14 protein-coding genes are annotated in these 20,767 nt (G+C 45.1%); 7 read left to right on the top strand and 7 right to left on the bottom strand.

Annotation, left to right across the window (positions count from 1 at the left end; all coding sequences use genetic code 11):
- Window positions 1-215 precede the first annotated feature (215 nt).
- Together B5D55_RS04665 and B5D55_RS11715 are read right to left on the bottom strand one after the other, a co-directional pair.
- A complete protein-coding gene (locus B5D55_RS04665; RefSeq protein ID WP_078932832.1) occupies window positions 216-1,754 on the bottom strand; it encodes a Na+/H+ antiporter NhaC family protein in 1,539 nt (512 codons plus the stop codon).
- Between the two features lie 12 nt (window positions 1,755-1,766).
- Window positions 1,767-1,931 carry a hypothetical protein gene (locus B5D55_RS11715; RefSeq protein ID WP_200805285.1) on the bottom strand — a complete coding sequence of 55 codons (165 nt, stop codon included), beginning with the start codon at window positions 1,929-1,931 and terminating at the stop codon, window positions 1,767-1,769.
- A 400-nt stretch (window positions 1,932-2,331) separates the two neighbouring features.
- Between B5D55_RS11715 and B5D55_RS04670 the strand changes: the two genes are divergently transcribed.
- Window positions 2,332-3,165 (top strand): Cof-type HAD-IIB family hydrolase, encoded by an 834-nt coding sequence (locus tag B5D55_RS04670; RefSeq protein WP_078932833.1) that lies wholly within the window; start codon window positions 2,332-2,334, stop codon window positions 3,163-3,165.
- 7 nt (window positions 3,166-3,172) lie between these two features.
- On the opposite strand, the gene B5D55_RS04675 is transcribed toward B5D55_RS04670, so the two are convergent.
- Window positions 3,173-4,396: a class I SAM-dependent methyltransferase gene (locus B5D55_RS04675; RefSeq protein ID WP_078932834.1), complete on the bottom strand. Its 1,224-nt coding sequence runs from the start codon at window positions 4,394-4,396 to the stop codon at window positions 3,173-3,175.
- 49 nt (window positions 4,397-4,445) lie between these two features.
- Between B5D55_RS04675 and B5D55_RS04680 the strand changes: the two genes are divergently transcribed.
- Window positions 4,446-5,201 carry a ParA family protein gene (locus tag B5D55_RS04680; RefSeq protein ID WP_078932951.1) on the top strand — a complete coding sequence of 252 codons (756 nt, stop codon included), beginning with the start codon at window positions 4,446-4,448 and terminating at the stop codon, window positions 5,199-5,201.
- A complete protein-coding gene (locus tag B5D55_RS04685) occupies window positions 5,194-6,162 on the top strand; it encodes a ParB/RepB/Spo0J family partition protein (protein ID WP_078932835.1) in 969 nt (322 codons plus the stop codon). Before B5D55_RS04680 ends, B5D55_RS04685 begins: the two co-directional genes overlap by 8 nt.
- Window positions 6,163-6,179: 17 nt before the next feature.
- On the opposite strand, the gene B5D55_RS04690 is transcribed toward B5D55_RS04685, so the two are convergent.
- Window positions 6,180-6,932 (bottom strand): NAD-dependent protein deacylase, encoded by a 753-nt coding sequence (locus B5D55_RS04690; protein WP_078932952.1) that lies wholly within the window; start codon window positions 6,930-6,932, stop codon window positions 6,180-6,182.
- A 226-nt stretch (window positions 6,933-7,158) separates the two neighbouring features.
- On the opposite strand from B5D55_RS04690, the gene B5D55_RS04695 reads away from it, so the two are divergent.
- The 4 genes from B5D55_RS04695 to B5D55_RS04710 all read left to right on the top strand — a co-directional run bounded on the left by B5D55_RS04695 (window position 7,159) and on the right by B5D55_RS04710 (window position 18,138).
- Complete coding sequence (locus tag B5D55_RS04695) at window positions 7,159-13,137, top strand: Ig-like domain-containing protein (RefSeq protein WP_159446155.1); 5,979 nt, start codon at window positions 7,159-7,161, stop codon at window positions 13,135-13,137.
- A 10-nt stretch (window positions 13,138-13,147) separates the two neighbouring features.
- Window positions 13,148-14,263: a hypothetical protein gene (locus B5D55_RS04700; protein ID WP_078932837.1), complete on the top strand. Its 1,116-nt coding sequence runs from the start codon at window positions 13,148-13,150 to the stop codon at window positions 14,261-14,263.
- The gene (locus B5D55_RS04705) at window positions 14,250-15,650 is read left to right on the top strand and encodes an HD-GYP domain-containing protein (protein WP_078932838.1); all 1,401 of its coding nucleotides are present in this window, start codon (window positions 14,250-14,252) and stop codon (window positions 15,648-15,650) included. Before B5D55_RS04700 ends, B5D55_RS04705 begins: the two co-directional genes overlap by 14 nt.
- A 106-nt stretch (window positions 15,651-15,756) precedes the next feature.
- Window positions 15,757-18,138: a putative glycoside hydrolase gene (locus tag B5D55_RS04710; RefSeq protein WP_078932839.1), complete on the top strand. Its 2,382-nt coding sequence runs from the start codon at window positions 15,757-15,759 to the stop codon at window positions 18,136-18,138.
- Window positions 18,139-18,140: 2 nt separating this feature from the next.
- On the opposite strand, the gene B5D55_RS04715 is transcribed toward B5D55_RS04710, so the two are convergent.
- The 3 genes from B5D55_RS04715 to B5D55_RS04725 are packed head-to-tail and all read right to left on the bottom strand — an operon-like array spanning window position 18,141 to window position 20,729.
- Window positions 18,141-18,959, bottom strand: a complete 819-nt coding sequence (locus B5D55_RS04715) for a metal ABC transporter permease (protein ID WP_078932840.1) — start codon at window positions 18,957-18,959, stop codon at window positions 18,141-18,143.
- Window positions 18,952-19,716: a metal ABC transporter ATP-binding protein gene (locus B5D55_RS04720; RefSeq protein WP_078932841.1), complete on the bottom strand. Its 765-nt coding sequence runs from the start codon at window positions 19,714-19,716 to the stop codon at window positions 18,952-18,954. Before B5D55_RS04720 ends, B5D55_RS04715 begins: the two co-directional genes overlap by 8 nt.
- Window positions 19,716-20,729, bottom strand: coding sequence for a metal ABC transporter substrate-binding protein (locus B5D55_RS04725; RefSeq protein WP_159446156.1), 1,014 nt, complete (start codon window positions 20,727-20,729; stop codon window positions 19,716-19,718). Before B5D55_RS04725 ends, B5D55_RS04720 begins: the two co-directional genes overlap by 1 nt.
- Window positions 20,730-20,767 lie beyond the last annotated feature (38 nt).

Consider the following 20,767-nt stretch of genomic DNA (forward strand, 5'->3'; position numbering starts at 1 on the left):
GCCTCCGTAAAAAACGCATTCTGCGCCTTTTTTCGTACGAGATGACTATAGACTTTCCGGACTGTTCATTCACTGTTATTTTAAACAAATTTTCAGATTTTTTATGGGTGATTTAAATAAAAACTTTTTGATGATTCTTTAGTGATGTTTTTTTTGCAGACAAAAAAGGCGGACTTTTAAAAAGTCCGCCGTCATTTTTTCTTTTCAGTCAGAAATTATTTTTCTGTCCTGTTTTTCATTACGATTAAAAATCCTGCAAGTGCCGCTATTCCGAATGCAAGCGAAATGAGGCAGCTTGGAACTGTTCCAAGGGAGTGAGTAAATCCTGCTACGATGTATGCAAGGAATGAAATTACTGCCATTGAAATTGCGTACGGAAGTTGCGTTGCAACGTGCTTTACGTGGTCGCACTGTGCGCCGGCACTTGCCATAATCGTTGTGTCGGAAATCGGGGAACAGTGGTCACCGCATACAGCTCCTGCCATACAGGCAGAAATTGAAATTATGCGCAGTACATCTCCTACCGGGAAAATTGCAATGCAAATCGGAATGAGAATTCCGAACGTTCCCCAGGATGTTCCTGTTGCAAATGCAAGGAAACAGGCAATTATGAAGATGATTGCCGGAAGGAAGTTCTTGAATCCCTGTGCGCTTCCTGCAACAACTCCTGCAACGTAGTCTGCCGCGCCAAGACTGTCTGTCATTGCTTTAAGCGTCCACGCCAAAGACAGGATGAGGATTGCCGGTACCATTGCCTTAAATCCGTCCGGAATGCACAGCATACACGCCTTGAATGAAAGGACTTTGCGTATTCCGTAAACAAACAGCGTTATGATGAGTGCCGCAAACGAACCTAAAACAAGACCGATTGACGCATCGCTGTTTGCAAATGCTTCAATAAAATTGTGGAACGCAGGGTTTGCTGCCATTTCACCTTCAGCCTCGCCTTCAATCAGCGGTGTAAAAAATCCGCCTGAATAAATCATCCCCAGCGTACAGAAAACTATGAGGGTTGCAATCGGGAATACAAGATCAAAGACTGTTCCTGTTCCCTGAATGTCGTCATCGTCATCCGTAGGTTCGTTCATAATCTGAACAGCTTTTTCATATTTTGACATTTCGCCGTATTCAAATTTCATAAAGACGAGCGCAAACATAAATATAATGGTAAAAAGTGCGTAAAAATTGAACGGAATTGCACGGATGAACAGGGCAAGTCCGTTTTCGCCTTCTCCGGCAAATCCCGAAACTGCTGCTGCCCAGGAACTGATTGGTGCAATGATACAGACTGGTGCTGCCGTTGCGTCAATGAGATATGCAAGTTTTTCTTTTGAAACGCCGTATTTGTCAGTTACCGGCTTCATTACAGAACCTACCGTAAGGCAGTTGAAGTAGTCATCGATGAAAATCAGTATTCCAAGGCAGATTGTTGCTATCTGCGCACCGACTTTAGACTTGATGTGTTTTTTAGCCCAGTTTCCAAATGCGGCAGAACCGCCTGCTTTGTTCATAAGGCAGACCATAATTCCAAGTACGACAAGGAAAATCAGGATGCCGACGTTCCAGCTGTCTGAAAGCTGCACAACCATTCCGTCCTGAAAGACGTGGGTGATAAAGCCTGTGAACGAAAGTCCGGAGTAGAATGCTCCGCCGATAAGAATACCAATAAATAGAGAGGAATATACTTCCTTTGTGATGAGTGCCAGTGCAATGGCAACGATTGCAGGTACTAGTGACCAAAAAGTTCCGATCATAATTCTGTCCTTTTATTTTTCCTGTAGTTTCGTAAAGTCTGTTTCAAGCGGATTTTTAATTCCGCTTTTTTCAAGTTTTTCCATTACTTGAAGAACGTAATCTAGTTCATCAAGCATTGTGGCGGCGCAATACGTCTTAATCTGACGAAGTGCTTTAATTGCTTTTTCATTTGTCATATTTCCTCCCATAAAAGTTAATGCGGAAGGTCGGAAGCAAATGTTCCTGACAACTTCCGGGTTGACTTCTTATGCTGTTCCATAATGAAATGAATTTGCAGCGCAAGCTTCCGGCGGGAACAGCAATTGATAGGGAAGTTCGCAACGCGAACTTGTGAATAAAAAATCTGACGCTATTTCAGGCAGAATTTTTATTACACTTTCCCGTTTTATAAAAAGTCTGCAACGCAAACTTAAGGCAGATAAAAGCATACTCCTGTAAAAAAATGTTGTAAATAAAAAAACTGCGTTTTTGCAAAAAAACAGAGGTTTTTTCCTGGTTTTGCGTTTCTTCTTCTCTTTTTAATCGCTTTTTCTTCCCGATTTGACCATATTCCGTTCTATTTGCTATACTGAGGTTATGAAACTCCCGTCACAAAAACTGAATGTAAAAGTCATAGCCTTTGATCTTGACGACACGCTTTTAAATCACGATTTGAAAATTTCACCGAAAACTGTTTCCGCAATCCAGAAAGCGGCTGAAAAAGGAATATATATCGTTCTTTGTTCTGGGCGTGCAGAAAACGCAATTCTTCCGTATGTCCGCGCCCTTGATATTGCCGGTACTCAGCAGGGAAGATACTTAATCGGAATAAACGGTGCGAGCGTTCTTGACCTTCATACGCGCCTTCCGATTTATTCGCACACTCTTGCAAGCGACATTCTGAAATACGTTTACCACGAGGCAAAAAAGCGCGGTATGGCGGCGGTTGTATATGATCCGTCAACTATTTATGCCGGGGAAGATTCAGCCTGGGCGCGGAAGGACGCGGAAATGTGCGGACTTCATTTTAAGAAAGTAGACGATTACGAAGCGTTTTTAGACAGTCCGCGTCCGAAAATGCTTGTTCCGGCAGAGCCTGAACGGATTTCCGAATGGCAGCCGCAGCTTCAGAAGGAACTTGAGGGAAAGGCGGACGTTTTTATCAGCAAGCCGTTTTTCCTTGAGGTAATGCCGCACGGTGTTGGAAAAGGCCAGGCTGTCTTGTGGCTTGCAGACTATCTTGGAATTCCGCGCGAACAGACGATGGCTTTTGGCGACAGTATGAACGACGAATCGATGATTGTTCAGTGCGGTTACGGCGTTGCAATGTGCAACGGTCTAGAATACATAAAGGACAAGGCTGATTTTGTTACGCGAAAGAGCAATGCCGAGGACGGAATTGCCGATTTCCTTGAGTCGTTTGTTTTATAGAATGATGTTAAATTTCGAGCAGTTTCTTTAGTTTTGGCTTTACGTTCAGCCGTTCTGCAAGTGATTTTGCTCCTGTATTGCCGGGGTTCTGCCTGTCTGCGGACGGATTTTTTTTCAGTGCGCGGATAAGCAGGTTTTTCGGCGTGTGTTCCATATCTATGAATTCCAGGATTTGTACGGAATAGCCGGATTTTTCTAGATATTCTGCGCGGAGCGCATCTGTTGCCAGCGACGCAAAACGTTCCTTTATAAGACCGTATTTCAAGAGCGGTTCGAATTCTTGGGGAACGGTATTTTCTGCCTTCCAGCGTTTTTTATTCTCATCAAGCTGTGCGTTAAGCTCATGCTGGCAGCACGGAACGCTTAGGATTGCGCGGCATCCGTGTTTTACTGCGTAGTCAAGCGCGTAGTCTGTGGCGGTGTCGCAGGCGTGAAGCGTAATTACGATGTCCGGCTCGTTTTTGTATGAATAGTCTGCGATGTTTCCGGTGTCAAAACTGAGTCCTTTAAGATTAAGGCGTTCTGCCGTCCGCGAGCAGTATTCGATTACGTCGCGTTTTAAGTCAAGCCCGATAATTTCTGCGTCAATTTTTTTTATTTCGGTAAGAAAATAATGCACTGCAAATGTCAGGTACGATTTTCCGCAGCCGAAATCTGCAATTCTTAAAGTCCGCCCTTTTATCTGCCCGGTAACCGCCGGAAGAATGTCGTCAAGAAATTCAAGGAAACGGTTTATCTGGCGGAATTTATCGTACTTTGACGAGATGATTTTTCCTTCCGGCGTCATTATTCCTAAAAGCACGAGGAACGGAACGGGCGTACCTTCCGGAATAAGGTAATTTTTTGTGCGGTTTGCACTTTTTGAAAGGATGTTCATTGCCGTTCCTGCGTTTTTTCTGCCGTTTTTCTGCGAAGAAAAAACGTTCGTGCTGGTAATTTTCTTTTTCAGCGTGGTGATTTCACCTTTTTTGTTTGCAAGAATGGTCGTTTCTTCTGATTCTGTCCTTATGACGCAGTTTTTGAACGTCTTTCCGGCGTTTTCCTTGATGAATTCGTCAAGTTCCGCCTCCGTCATCTGCGAGTGGAATGCCTGTGTTTCGGTGAATGATTCCGCAAAATACGGCGTTTTTCCCGAACTGTGGGCATAGCGGATTTTTATGCGCGTATACGGTTTTCCCAGCGTTTCGGCGCAGTTTTTTGACGGTTTTGAAAAGGTTGCGGAAATAATCATAGTTTTTTTACTGTATACCTTTTTGAAAAAAAATGATATATTGAAGCATATGGGTAAGTGTTTTGTTTTTGTCAATCAGAAAGGCGGAGTTGGAAAGACAACTTCCTGCATAAATATCGGCGCATATATCGCTCTGGCAGGTAAAAAAGTCCTGCTTGTTGACTTTGATTCTCAGGGAAATATGTCAAGCGGAGTCGGCGTTTCAAAGGATAAGCCGACTATCTACGAATTGATTGCAGGGCTTACTTCTCCGCAGGAAGCGGTTAAACATACTCCTGTAGCCGGACTTGATGCAATCAGTGCTTCAATCGACCTGTCTGGTGCGGCTATTGAGCTTGTAGAGCAGGATAACCGCGAGTTCTTCCTTAAAAAAGCACTTGCACCGTTCCGTGACGTTTACGATTATATTTTAATTGACTGTCCTCCGTCACTCGGACTTTTAACGCTGAACGGTCTTGCCGCAGCTGATTCTGTTCTTGTTCCTATGCAGTGCGAATATTTTGCACTTGAAGGAATTACGCTTCTTTTAAAATCCGTAAGCAATGTTCAGAAAAGCATAAATCCGGAGCTTGTAATCGGCGGAATTTTCTTTACTATGTATGATTCGCGTACGCGTCTTGCACAGGACGTTGTAATGCAGGTTAAATCTTATTTTAAGGACGTTGTTTTCAATACGATTATTCCGCGAAACGTCCGTCTTTCGGAAGCACCGTCGCGCGGACTTCCTATTTGCAGCTATGATCCTGAGTGTGCCGGCGCAAAAAGCTATGCAAAGCTTGCAGAAGAGGTAATGAAACGTGGCTAAAAAAGGTGGATTAGGACGAGGGCTTGATGCGCTTTTAGGCGGAAGGCCTGCTGAACAGAATGAAGAAATAAACTCTGCTGTGAACGGCTTTTCTTCCGCAGAAAGCCGTTCTGCCGCCGTTACTCCGACTGCAGGACTTCCTGCCGGAATAGAAGTTGACGAAAACGGCGGTCTTTGGGTCAGCCCGAACCTTCTTATTCCTAATCCAAAGCAGCCGCGAAAGGACTTCCGGCAGAAGGAACTTGAAGAACTTGCCGATTCTATCCGTGAACACGGCGTCATTGAGCCTATTCTTGTAGAAAAAACTGACGGTGATAATTTCTATATTATTGCCGGAGAACGCCGTACGCGCGCCGCAAAAATTGCCGGTGTTGATAAAGTTCCTGTCCAAATCAGGAAGTATGACGAAATAAAGAAGCTTGAAGTCGCGCTCATCGAAAACATCCAGCGTTCTGACCTTAATCCTATTGAAGAAGCGCAGGCGTATTACGATTTGATGCAGCTGGGCGATTTAACTCAGGAAGACGTTGCGCGCCGTGTGGGAAAAAAACGTCCTACGATTGCAAACGCTGTCCGTCTTTTAAAGCTCCCGGAAGATATGCAGAAGTCGCTTGTTGAAGGGCAGATTTCCGCCGGTCACGCACGTGCGCTTCTTTCGGTTACGAACGTTGCCGATATGCGCATTCTTTTCGGGAAAATTATAGGAAGCGGACTTAGCGTTCACGATACGGAAGAACTTGCCCAGCAGTATAATAACGGCGGCCGCGCATCTGCAAAGAAGCCTGCTAAAAAGCCGGAGAAAAAAGACCCTGACATTGCAGAAATCGAGCAGAAGTTCATCGAAGTGTTCGGAACAAAAGTCATTCTTAAGGGAACTGTAGACAAAGGTTCAATTCAGATTGACTATTTCAGCAGGCAGGATTTAGATCGCCTTTACAACGTAATTGTATGCCAGTCCTGATTTTTCTGCTGCTGTTTTTAGATTTTAAGCGCGCCCAAGACTTTTCCGATTGATTCGTGTATGACAAGATGCGCTTTGTAATCGCTTGCCGTTTCTGATTTATTTATAAGAACGATGTTTTTTCCCCTGTAGTAGTCTATGAGTCCGGCCGCCGGATAGACGACAAGCGATGTTCCGCCTATGATAAGAAGGTCTGCGCCTGAAATTGCCTTTACGGCTCCGTTTATACATTCCTGATTTAAGCTTTCTTCGTACAGGACGACGTCCGGCTTTATTTTTCCGCCGCATTTTGTGCAGTGCGGAACGCCGTCAGCCTCTGATTTGCTTTGTTCTATAAAATCAATGTTGTACGGTGCGCCGCACTTCATACAGTAATTGCGCAGGACGCTTCCGTGAAGTTCGAATACGTTTTTGCTTCCTGCTGCCTGATGAAGTCCGTCGATGTTCTGGGTGACGACGGCGCTTAGTTTTCCCAGAGATTCCATTTTTGCAAGGACGTTATGCGCGGTGTTCGGCTGTACGTTTTTTACAATCAGTTTTTCGCGATAGAAGCGGAAGAATTCCTCTGGATTTGAGTTAAAAAAACTGCGGCTGATTATTACTTCCGGCGGATAGCGCCATTTCTGGTTGTAAAGACCGTCCTGACTCCGGAAGTCCGGGATGCCGCTTTCTGTAGAAACGCCTGCTCCTCCGAAAAATACAATGCGGCTGCTTTCGTCATACAGTTTCTGAAACTGCGCTATTTTTTCCTTAAACAGTGTATCTTCCATATTTTTTTCCGCCTTTCTGGAATTCAGATTGTTCCGCCTGAAAACGTACCGTATTTTGTATGTAAATTCAAGTTTTATATATTTTATGTCGTTAATAGTAAAGAGAAAATTTGTCAACTCAAAGATTGTACTATAAAATGGAGACATATTTCACAAAGGAGTGATCTTGATGAAGCATCAAAAAAAGTTCTGGAAATGTTTTATACCGGCAGTGTGTACTTTTTTAATGGTACAGGCTGCTTTTTCTCACGGTTCAAAAGACGTTGAGGAAATAAACGTTGAGAATTTAGAGAGCTGGCAGGAGTCGTTCAATCTAGAGGGAAAGAAAAAAGGCAAATATAACATTCTTGTAACGGCTACGGACCTTGGAGGAAATGAATTTATTGAAGGTCCGTACAATATTTATGTTGACCCGAAATCAGATCTTCCTGTGTGCGGAATTACAAATCCTCATCAGGATATGCGTATTATAGGAAACCTTAACATCGTCGGAACTTGTGTGGATGATGATGCGGTTCAGTATGTCGACTTGATTCTTGACGGAGACGAAGAACATCCGGTTCGTGCAAGCGGAAAGGAATTCTGGTCATATTATCTTGATACTACGGAACTTTCTGAAGGCGTACATTCAATAAAAGTTATCGGTACTGATATAAACGGTCTTGCAGGAAATCCTGTTTCATTGACCTGGAATCTTGACCGCCGCCAGCCGGTAACGGAAGTGCAGAACCGTTCTATGGGCGAACTTGTGTCCGGTACGGTGAAGTTCAGCGGAGCGGTTTCAGACGGAAACGGAATAAAAAATCTTGCATATTCTGTAGATAACGGCGAAACGTTTAAGGACATTCGTCTTTCTGAAAAGAAGGGAATAAAATATTTTACTATTTCCGTAGATACGCGAAAATTCAAGGACGGTCCTGCCGTCATCTGGTTTAAGGCACTTGATAATGCCGGTTCTACAGGTGTTTATTCATTCCTTTATTTTATAGACAACACAAAGCCTGACATTCAGATTGTAACTCCGGAAGAAAAGGAAGTTCAGTACGGAAAAGTTGCCGTTTCCGGAATTGCAAAAGATTCTATCGGGGTAACAAAGCTTACCTGGACATTCGGCAAGGAAACCGGCGAATTTGATCTTGTTCCAGGGAATCCTTACTGGAGCATTGTGTTTGATACAATCGGTTCTTCTGATTCTTCACGGAAATTTACGATAACAGGCGAAGACAGGGCAGGAAATGTCGTATCAGTTTCAAGAAATATTCTTCTTAATCAGAAACTTGATAAGCCGGTTGTTGAAATTGTGTACCCTACGGTGGAAACATTCCTTGAAACTAACGAAAAATGTTTTGTCCGCGGTATTGCAAAGGACAGGGAGGGAATTCAGTCTGTAAAATACCGCATTGACAATAACGACTGGATTATAGAAGAAACAAAAGGCGTTTTCTGTGGAGACTTGATTGACGGTTCGGAACTTTCTCCGGGAAAACATACGGTAACTGTCGTTGCAACAGACAGAAACGGCGTTGAAGGCGATCCGTTCTCCGTTACTTTTACGGCTCGCGGTGCAGTTCCGTCATTCTCCGAGCTTCGGATTATCGGCGGAAAAAATACGCGTGCGGTTGAGGCAGGAATGTCCGTTCATCCGGAAGACGGTGCTTCGTTCCAGATTACCGCTTCGTCCGGGCTGGGACTTTCTGCGGTATCGGCAGAAGTCCGCTGGGGAAAAGACGGTTCTGTTTTGTACGAATATACTCCGAACGGAGGAACGTCTCAGAATATTGTAATTCCTTTGGGAGCGGATTGTCCTAAGGGTGTAGTACGCATATATGTAAGCGCGACAGATACTGCCGGAAGAACTAAGAATTATAAGACGATGTTCCGCGTCATAAATACGTCAGTCGTAACGTCAAATACGCCGGCCGTTGTATTTGATGACAGTACGGTAAGCGCGGACGGCGTAATCATCAATAACAAGGAATTCCCGGCGAGCGGCTATTTTATCGGCGGAAATGCGCGGACGGCAGAGATTGTTCCTTCTACTCCGTTTGCAAAAGCTGAACTTCACGGAAATCAGATTGTTCTTGTTCCTGGTTCTGCTACAGGTTCATCAGAAAAAGTTGTAGTCCGCGTAACTACGGATCAGGGACTGCGCTACGAGTCCCGGCAGATTGTCTTTAAAAATGATACGTCATTCCCGGTCGTTAAGATAAATCAGGCTTCTGAAGATTCTGCGGTTGACGGAAGTGCCGGCGAACTGACTGTTACAGGTACTGTTTCCTGCGATACGGGAATAGGAAAGCTTGGCTACAGGATATTCAGTGCGCGTGCGGCTATGGCAAACGGTGCGGTGAATGCGCTTGAGCCTGTCGTAAAATCGGAACTTACGGAACTTCCTGCATCACGTTCATTCAGCATTCCGTTTAATGCCCTTGAACTTGGATACGGAATTTACTTTATAGAAGTTGTTGCAGAAAGTGCAGGCGGAAATACGGCTGCATCTGCCGTGTGCATACGTAATATCCCGGAACTTGGAACTCTTCCTAACGGAAAGGCGGCTGTTGCAAAAGCACCGATGTTTGTTTGGGCAGACGGCGTTGACGTATATTACGGGGCTGCTTATCAGGGAGAACTTGACAGGAGTTTCGGTGCATTTAAGCGCAGCGATATGACGTTCGGCTCAAATGCCCTTACGGCAACAGTAACTGCCGCAGAAAAATCGTACTCTTCAAAATATACGGCTTCACGTGATTATGAACTTTCTGCAGCAATTGCTTCCATAAACGGAAGCGCATATATGAGCGGAATGCCGGTTGAAGTTCCTTTCGGTTCTTCTGCAACGCTTACGGCATATATTGATACGGCGGCGGCAGTTTCTTCCGTAAACTATGAAATTACCGGAGAGGCAGTGCCGGGCGGTTCTAACCAGAGCGGTTCTGTAAAGACTGTAAAAGCTCTGGACGGAACTGACCGCTATACAGTGGAAATTCCGCTTTCGGGACTTCCTGTCCGTGTGAATACGATAAAAATTTCGGTGAAGGCAGCCGGTCTTTCGTATGATTTAACCGGTTCATTTGAAATCGTTCGTCCGCTTGATAAGGAAAAGACAGATGATTTGCGTGCCGTATACGCAATGGAAACTGACGATACGTTCTTTGACACGGATACCGGAAGTTACATTATGAACACAGGAATTCCGTTCAATTTCTATGCGAACGTGCCGGAACTTGCCGATGCAGCTCTTGTAACGGCTATGGACGGTCTTGTTCTGGAGCGGAACGGAAACAATGTTTCCGTAAAGGCGGAAAAGGACGGTTCTTATCGCGGAGTTCAGGTTCGCGTAAAAGATATTAACGGCATTTCATACACTTCTCAGGCAGTGAATTTCATTGTAGATTCAGGCGCGCCGGAAGTTGTAATTTCAACACCGCAAAATCATTCCTGGGTGAAGCGTTCTATCCGCATTACAGGAACGGCAGTTGATCCGTCAGGCGTGAAGAACGGAGAATATTCTATTGACGGAGGCGTTACGTGGAGTCCGCTGAGCCTTTCCGTAACAAAAGGTGCGCAGGGAGCAACGTTCAGCGCAACGGCAGATATTTCCAATCTGGAAGACGGTCTTATCGGTCTTGACGTCCGCGTTTTTGACACTGCCGGACACGTTTCTTACGCAAGGACAGCTGTCCACCGCGATACAACTCCTCCGGAAGTTGAGATTGTTCTTCCTGGCGACGAGGCTGTTGTAAACGGCGACAATCTGATTGCATTCAGGGCATACGATGACGGAAGCCTTGAAAAGATATATTACATTGCACCTCCGGGAGCAAAAGTTCCGCAGAGCCGCGTTGAACTTGAATACGGTAATTTTGTTACGACGCATATCGGTACGGCGGATAAGCCGATTGATGATGCAATGTCGTTTGAGTTTGTTGACGATGCAGGAAATGTTGCCACGATTGAATCATATAAATTTATGATAGACAGCAAGTCTGACCTTCCTGTAGCAGAAATTCACCTGCCGGGCGACAATGAAGTCATTACGCGTGACTTTACGATTTCCGGCGTTGTATATGATGATGACGGTCCTTCAATGGTGTATTACCGGATTGACCGCGGCGAATATATACGGGTGGAAGATCCGCTTCCTCCGCCTGCTTATGATGAGAACGGCACAGAGATTTCTGTTGACTATGACCAGAAGCGCACGAGTTTTGCCATTCCGATTGACTTCAGTACGATGGTAGACAACGAGCATACTATTTACGTTTATGCAGTTGATACTAACGGCGTAAAAGGTCCTGTTGCCGAGCGTGTATTCCGTGTTTCTACGGAAGAACCGAAAGGCGCAGTCGTAACGCCTTCCATTGATACGTCCGTAAAGAATGTCATCACCATAAGCGGAAACGCATCCGACAAGAACGGCATTGCGAAAGTTCAGGTTTCTCTTGATAACGGAAACTCCTACAATGACGCTGTAGGTACGGAAGAATGGTCGTATACGTTTGATACGCGCGCCATTCCGAACGGCACGAACGTTGTGTTCATAAAAGTATTCGACAAATACGGAATTCAGGGATTGTATTCAAGCCTGATAAATATAGACAATCTTGCGCCGGAGATGATTCTTGACTATCCGCTTGATTATTCTGCAACGACAGGACCGCTTTTCTTCAGCGGCTACGCATTTGACAACGTAAATATTACGGAAATGTTCGTAACGGTGCGCAGTCTTGACGGAAAATCAGTTCCGCGGAGTATGCAGCGCGTCAATTTTGAGCTTGAACGGATTATTGCAAAGACGCTTGACCTTTCTTTGCTTGAAAACGGCTCGTATAATATTGAACTTACGGCTCTTGATAAGGCAGGAAACGCTACTCACGTAAGCCGTAACGTTATGCTGAACAAGAACAAGCCGCTTGCAGTCGTTGACTTGCTGTATCCGCTGAACGGAGAACATAAGCAGGGTGTATTCAATATTTACGGTGAAGCGTCTGCGGACAAGCCTATTGAAAGCCTTGCGTTGTATATTGACGATACGTTCATTGCAGATACGCAGCTTCTTCCGACCGGTTACTTTAAATTTGCAATTACTCCGGAGATTATTTCTGCCGGAACGCACCGCTACCGTGTAGATGCACGCGTTGAGGGCGGTTCAGTTATAAAATCTCGCGTCCAGACGGTGGAATATTCTAACGTCGGACCATGGATTACGATAGATAATTTCAGCTATGGTGATTTTGCAATCGACCGTCCGTATATTGAAGGTCACGCAGGATATTCTCTTGATGAGGAAGAGCTGCTTCTTTCAAAGATGAAAAAAGCAACGAAAGAGCAGAAAGATGCCATCAACAGCAAGAAAGTTGAAAAAATTGAAGTCAGTTTTGACAACGGAAAGACTTTTGAGCAGGTTTCAAAAGCTGAAAAATGGATGTACCGTATTGAAAATCACGATTTGCCGGAAGGATTCCACTTTATGCTTGTTCGCGCAACAATGCGTAACGGAGAAGTTGCAATCGACCGTGCAATAATTCAGATAGACAATACTTCTCCTAAAGTCAGGCTGATTGCACCTGATGCCGGCGGACGGTATAACCAGCAGCTTGTGTTTAGCGGACTTTCAAGCGATAATATAGGCTTGAATGACGTAACTCTTTCACTTCGAAAGGGCGACAAGGCATCTTATCAGGTTCCTTCCTTCATTCAGGGATTGTATTTTGACTGGAAATTCTGGGGTGCAACGCTATTTGATATCGGCGTAGGACTTACGTTCTTTGATGACGTTGTAAAAGTTCAGTTCCAGTGGGGACAGTTTACGCAGGCACAACGGGATATTTTCTCTAAGAGCGATATGCGTTACGGCGGTGATAATGTTATGGGAATAAAAATTCTTGCAAATGTTGCCAATATTCCGTTTGCCTATTTCTTAGGGCGTGATTTTGAGTGGCTTTCTGCAAATATTGCAGTCGGTGCTAACTTTACGCGGTTCAATGAATCTGCAAGCGGCGAGGCGCAGATACTTTCTGCCCTTCTGGCTCAGGTTGAATTCCCTAAGGTTACGTTCCCGCAACTCAAGATGTTCAGTACGTTCTCTCTGTATACGGAATTCTCCCTGTGGTTTATTCCTACGGACGTTATCAGCAGCGGATCGGAGTCTATAAAGAATCTTGTTCCGCAGATATCGGAAGGTATTCGTGTAAATCTGTTCTAGGCGGTGTTCAATGGAAAAATGCATCATAAATATAAAGAAGATTGCAGTTCTGCTTGTTTTCCTTGTGTCATTCTCTGTGCCGGTGTTTTCTGTGGAAGCGTATGTAAGTTCCCTGTACCGTGAGATAGACATTGCGTTTGCAAACAAGTCGGAGAATGAGCTGAACTCTATTCTTTCAAAGAATGCGGATGATGTGAACTATTATCTTCTGGAAAATTATGCGATGAAGAAAGTCCGCCATCTGATTATTCAGGAAGAATATGTATTTGCAATGAAAGCCAATCTTGTTATTATAGACAACGATCTTGATAATGTAGATGCGGTTGAAATGTATTCGACGATTGCTACTGCCCTTGAAAAACAGAAGGAACAGCAGGCGCTTGTTGAAGAGCGAAAGAGAATTGCCGCGGCAAAACTTGAAACCGAGAAGGCAAAACAGCGTGTTTCTGCGGCAAAGGACTTTCAGTCTGTAAAGACTGCCGAGGGAGATTCTGTCTATCTTAAGGATAAGAACGATAAATATACGTCTACGTATTGGAAAGTTAGATTCGGAATGTTCAACGGTGATTTGATTACCGAGTCTGATAGCAGCTATGATTCTTTCAGATACGGAATTTCCGGCGATTTTTCCTATGAGTATACGTTTGACAAAATTATGGTCGGTTTTGATGCAGGCGGCGAGGCAATTCTTATTCCGTTTACAAATAATGACGATACTATGCTTGGAAATGTTTACCTTGCGCCGAAAATCGGATTTTTGCCGCTTAGCAAGAAATTTTTTGGAAGGGCGGGCGTTGCCGGCGTCATAACGATGAACAGCACGGAAAAATCCGTCCTGTCGGATACGTTTGTAACGCCGCTTTTCGGACTTGGATTTGATCACGCAAAGGCCGGACCGCTTTTGTTCTCAGGAAGCGTTGATTACTATCTTGCGCATCTTGCGTACGATGATATGAATCTTGCAATGGGAGGAGAACTTAATATGTCCGTTCCGTTTACGGATATGGAGAAAGTTCGTCTTAGTCTTAACGTCGGGGTGAAAGATACTTTATTTGTAAAATCATCTGGAATTGAAAACAGGACCAGATTTATTCTGGCAATTGGAGCTGAAAATGTTGCGAAATAAATCATTTTTATTACTGATTTTGTGCGTCTGTTTCTCATTTGTTTCTGAGGTTTTTGCCCAGACAACTACGTTTGATCTTTCCGAGCGGTATCTTCAGAAGGCGGAAACTGCGTTTGATGACGGGCAGATTACTGAAGCGTTCAAGAACATCACTATGGCGATGAAAGTTACCAAGACAAGTGAAGATGATGTTGTTCCTGCAAACGTGCTTGTTCTTGCGCGGACGATTTACCGCACAAAGCTTAAGTTGCTTCAGAAGTCATATAGCGAGGCGGATTTTATTGAGCTTAAGACAAATCTTGAAACGTTCCCTGAAGTGAATACGTCTGAAATTACAAAACTTGTGCGCCAGATTGAAGCGCAGGTTGTTGCGGACGAAAAGGCATCTACAAAGAAAGACCAGCAGGAATTCTACACGAAAATTCAGGAATCGAATGATGCTACGAACAGCGCAGTAATGCAGATGGTTGAAGAAAACCGCAAGCAGTTTGAGCGTGCGGAAGAGCGCGAACTAAAAAGAGATGCGCGCGATGAGAAGAACGATAAAAAGTTTATGATGATTTTTATCGCTGTCATCGGAATTGCGTTTATCATTCTTGTTGTCGTTATGCTGATTGTAGTAGTTGTACGCGCTGCGGCAAAACATTCGCAAATTCAGCAGCAGCAGTATGTAGAAGCATTCAAACTGCTTGCCCAGAACCAGAGCCAGACAAACCAGCTGATGATTGGCGGAATTGCCGGACTTTACAGTGATGACGGTCTGAAACTTGCAGGAAGTTCTACCTGGAGTCAGGGTGCATTGCCGGAACCGGAAGATACGCCGGAAGAAAAGGAAGAACTGCGCGAGCTTGCCGCAAAATGCGAAGATTTAGGTGCAAGAATTGACCAGGTTACGGGGCGCAAGAACAATTCAAAGAACGTTTCCGAACTTGTATATAAACTTGCAATCAAGCTGGGAATCCGCCAGCACGAAGCAATGGTATATTTCTGCGCCTCTATGGTTTATGATGCAGGATTTTTGAGTATTGATCCGGAACTTTTAAAGGCGGAAAACCTTACAGAAGAGCAGCGCAAGGAACTGAACAGGCACGAATGTCTTGCAGAAGAGCATTTGCAGTTTGTTCCTAAGCGGTACTGGACTATTTTTGACGATGCCGCGCGCCTTCACCACGAAAATATGGACGGTTCAGGAATGCCGGAAGGTCTGAAAGGCGAAGAAATCCCGAAGATTGCGCGCATTATCCGCGTTGCAGACAGTTTCAATGCCCTTTCAAGCCGCAGATCGTACCGCGGCGGAACAGACAAGGAATCTGCCGTAGCAAAACTTGAAGAACAGCCGAATATCTATGACCAGGACGTCATCAACGCGCTGAAAGATATTATTTAAGGCTTAAAAACAGAAAAACTGAAAAGCCCTTCCGCACAGGAGTACACTCATTCTGCGGCAGGGCTTTTTTATTTAACTTTTGTGTGAATGTGTCGATATTCAGAATATGGTTACAATACTCTTTTTTTTACTAACGCTGCTTTCGATTAATAATGTATTTGCAAAAGAAATCAAGCCTTTGTACAAGCTTCCTGAACAGGTTGTTGTGCCGGAGGAAAAAATAAGCGAAACAAAAACTTTTCTTGCCGGTTCAGACAAGGGACTTTTCAAAATTTCAAGTAACAATCAGTCTATTCCGTTGTGGACGGACGGCGGGGTAGAGCAGATTGTACGTGCAGAAGTTCCGAGCGAGGACGGAAAATTCCACGAAGTTTGGTATTTCAGGACGACAGAGGGAATTCTTTTCAGTTCTGACCTTGAAACGTTTGAACTCAGGAATGAAGGTCTGCCGTTTCTGACGATTAAAGAGTATGACGGACAGAACACTTCGTTTAAAAAAGTCGTTCACACCTTAAAAGATATATGCGTAAATCCGCTGAACTCTATGCAGATTGTTACGGCAACAAAAGACAATGTCTACCTTTCGCGCGACGGCGGAAAAAACTGGAAGTCGCTCGGCTCGATGAGCAAGTCTACTTCTGGAATAAAGGCGGTTGCGGTAGCGTCTATGCCTGTAACTAATGCGGACGGAAGTCCCGGCGCAGAACTTGTCGTGTTTATGAGCCATCCGATTTTCGGACTTTCGTATATAAAGCCGGATGCAAAAAATCCCGGATGGATTGACGTTTCTGCCGGGTTTGAGCTTATGCCGACTATGACGCAGCCGGATGAAATTGCCGACATCCTTCCTGTAATGAAGCTGAATTCGGACGGCTCGTTCGGCGTAACAGTTTATATGTCGCAGACGTTCATCCCGAGAATTTACAGGTTCAACTGGGAAACAAAGCGAGGCGAATGCATTTACCGCGGTGAAGAACCTGCTGACACCATCGATGCGCTTACGACTGTTGACAATACGCTTGTCTATACAAGAATTGAAACAATCGGCTCATTGAATTTAGATACGCTTACAAGTCCGGGTATTCCTGAAAAACTTTCTGACTGGAAGAACAGTTTTTCCTGCGTTCCGGGATTTGTAAATACGGCGTGGGTTCCGTACAACAGGACAGGTTTTAAAAAGGGAATATGCCTGAATGAACTGTGGATGCTTTATCCGGGAACGATACATACGGCGTATGCGGATAAGGCTGACGGTATAAAATGCGTATATGCTTCGGCTTATCAGTGCCGTCTTCAGAGCGGAATTGATAAATTCAGGAAAATCATAAAAGACAATAATCTTAACGGTCTTGTAATTGATATGAAGGATGACTACGGTCTTTTGCGCTACGATACAAAAGATCCTCTTGTAAAGTCAAAGGGAAAAGTAACGCAGTATGCCGTAAACCTTGATCATTTTGTGCAGGAATTCAAGAAAGACAACGTGTATCTTGTTGCCCGGATTGTCGTATTTAAAGACAGAAATCTTGCTTCTTTCGGCGGAAGTAAATATTCCGTGTGGAACTACAAGACTAATGCTCCGTGGCTTGGAATAAAAGGATACGAAGATATTGTTGACGAGGAAACAGGCGAGGTAACCGGGAAAAATACGCTTTACTACGACGAAAACTGGGTAGACCCGTACTGCCCTGACGTGTGGGAATATAATGTTGCGGTTGCAAAGGAACTTATTGCGCGCGGTTTTGACGAAATTCAGTTTGACTACATACGTTTCCCGACCGACGGATACAATCTTTCGCAGGCTTCTTACCGCTGGAAAAGCGACGGTATGGACAAGGAAAGTGCTCTTGTGTCTTTCCTGCGCTATGCAAGAAGCAATATAGATGCTCCGATTGGAATTGATATTTACGGTGCGAACGGCTGGTACAGGAGCGGAACCCGTACAGGTCAGGATGTTGAAATGCTTGCAGAATACGTTGACGTTATAGGACCTATGTTCTATCCAAGTCACTTTGAGCAGGATTTTCTTGATACAGAACCGTTTGCAGACAGAACGTACCGGATTTATTTTTACGGAACGTATAGGAACACGGTGATGGCGCGGAACAGGGCGATTGTCCGTCCGTGGGTGCAGGCGTTCTACCTGAACGTGCGCTACGACAGGCAGTATTATAACAGCGAATACGTGCAGAAGCAGATTTTCGGCGTGCGCGATTCTGCGGACAGGGGATATATGTACTGGAACAATTCCGGTGATTATTCTACGATTTTGCCGGACGTTTCGGCGGAAGATCCGTACATCGGTACTGCACCGGAAGCAGGTACGCAGTTCAGAAAACCTGCTGTTGGAACGCAGAAAGCGCCGGAATATAACGACGAAATGGTTTCGGTTCTTGATATGCTGTACAGCCGTTTTGACGGACGGCAGAAGTTTATGACAGATTCCGGCTATACTCCGTTATTGAAAGTGCGCCCTCTTGTAAAATAGTTTTATCTGCGCGTTTTTCCTGCGATAAAGCATATCAGGAATGCTGCAAGATTTGCGGCAACAATGCTTGCTCCGGCAGGCGTTGACCAGGCAAAAGATACTGTCATTCCGGCGGTAAAGCAGACGATTGAAAGAACCGCCGCACATACGACGACTTTCAGAAAACTTTTGAATACGCGCATTGCAGAAAGAGCAGGAAATACAATAAGGCTTGAAATCATCATTGCACCCATAAGGCGCATTCCTACAACAACTGTAAGGGCGGTAAGAACGGCAACAAGCGCATTGTATGCAGACGAGCGTATTCCGCTTGCCGTTGCAAAAGATTCATCAAACGTTACTAAAAAAATGCGGTTGTATAATAGAACGAACAGGCTGATGACGACTGCGCCTAAAGTTACGCTTATAATCACGTCTGTTCTGCTTATGGCAAGAATGCTTCCGAACATAAAAGCCGTTACGTCTGTGTTTAGACCGCTTGTTACGGATGTAACGATAATTCCTATTGCAAGCGCGCTGCTTGAAATAAGGGCGATTGCCGCATCTCCCTTTACGCCGGAAGAAGAAGCACTTACCCGGAGAAGCAGGAACGCCGCCAGAATGCACACCGGAACGGAAACGGCAAGCGGTGCCCAGTTAAACGCCATTGCAACTGCCATAGTTCCAAATCCAACGTGGCTCAGCCCGTCACCAATCATTGAAAACCGCTTCAGCACAAGCACAATTCCAAGAAGCGATGCGCACAGCGAAATAAGCGTTCCTGCAATAAAAGCGCGAATGATAAATCCGTATGAAAAAAGTGCGCTGAAAAAATCAATCATAGTGGTATTCTCCGGGAATGTGGATGTGGCTTGCTCCGCAATCATCTCCGCAGTAGCCAAGATGCGTTTCGCAGACTTCTACGTGGCTCATTGTTTTGTAGAACGGTGTTTTCTGATAGTCCGCAGAAGTTCCGAAGAATACAGGCGATTTATTCAGATGGAGAATGTGCGTTGCATTCTGCACGGCGCGGCGGACATCGTGGCTTACCATAAGGACGGCAATCTTGTCTTCCTGATTAAGTTTTCTGATGATTGAATACAGTTCGTCAGTAACGACCGGGTCAAGCCCTGTAACAGGTTCGTCAAGGACAAGAAGATGTTTTGCCGCGCACAATGCCCGTGCAAGAAGGACGCGCTGCTGCTGTCCGCCTGAAAGGTCACTGAACGGTTTTTCCGCAATTTCAAGAAGCTGAAGCCGCTCCATCTGGAACATTGCGTTCTTCCTGTCGTCCTTTGAGTAAAAAAGTCCTCCTGCGCCAAGGCATCCTGAAAGGACGACTTCACGCACATTCGCCGGAAAATCGCGCTGAATGTTGTGCTGCTGCGGAAGGTAGCCGGTGTGGATTTTATCAATGAGTATTTTCCCTGATTTTACAGGAAGCAGTCCGAGCAGGGCTTTTACAAGCGTCGTTTTTCCAGAACCGTTTGACCCGACGATGCATACGTAGTCGCCGGGATTTATGCTGAACGAAACGTTCCGACACGCTTCAAACGCGCCGTACTGTACACAAACATCACAACATTCAACTAATGCCATTATCTTAATCCTTTTTTCAGTGCGGCGGCGTTGCGTTCCATAAGTGAAACCCAGGTTTCGCCGGCATCAAAGTCTTTTTTGCTTACATTCTGGCAGGACTGAAGCTCGATTGCGCTGACATTGCACGCCTCGGCAATGGAATCTGCAATTTTGTGGTTTCCGAGCTCAATGTAGAAAACGGCAGGCAGATTTTTTGCCTTTACGGTGTCTATAAGGCGCGAAATAGTTGAAGTACTGGCTTCAACTGCGGTGCTGCATCCGCTGAAAGCCGCATCGAACGAAAGTCCGTAGTAGTTTGCAAAGTACAGGAACGGGAAACGGTCTGCCATTACGATGTACTGTTCCTGCGCGGCGGCGATTACGGCGGCAGTTTTTTCTGTAACGGAAGAAATTTCTTCCTTATATTTATTTGCGTTCATTTCAAAAGCGGCGCATAATTCCGGTTTTCCGGCATTGCGTGCCGTTTCGCAGAGCGCTTCGTACACGGCATCAATTATTTTCAGTTCGTTTGCCGGGCTTGTCCAGATATGCTCGTCCTGCTCGTGCGGATTTTCCGCACTTAAACTTTTATCCGCAGAATTAGCTTCTTTTCCGTGCGAATGTTCTTCTTCGTCTTCCGCATCTTCTTCCCCGAACGAAATTTCGTCCGCTGTTTCTACAAATTCCATAAGGCGGAGCTTTTTTGCCGGACTTTCAGAGCCGCCGCTTTCAAGTACTTTTTCTACCCATTCGTCGTTTTTGCCGCCTGCATAGATAAAAAGGCTGCTTTTCTGAACTGCAATTATGTCTGCCGGCGACGGGTCAAATGAATGGACTTCCGTTCCCGGTTTTACAAGAAGCTTAAGCCCGACAGTTCCGTCTGTGGCGGCGCTTCCTAAAACTGCGCGTGCGGCATCATAGCAGGGAAAAGTTGATGCTGTTACGGAAAAAGCCGCTTCCGGCTGGTTTTTGCGCGTGCAGGAGAAAAAAGCCGCACATACACATAAAAGTAAAAAAGATTTTAATGATTTCATAATTATTCCTGTTCCTTTAAAAAAAGTATGGAAGTTTC

The organism is Treponema porcinum, assembly GCF_900167145.1.
Lineage (GTDB): Bacteria > Spirochaetota > Spirochaetia > Treponematales > Treponemataceae > Treponema_D > Treponema_D porcinum.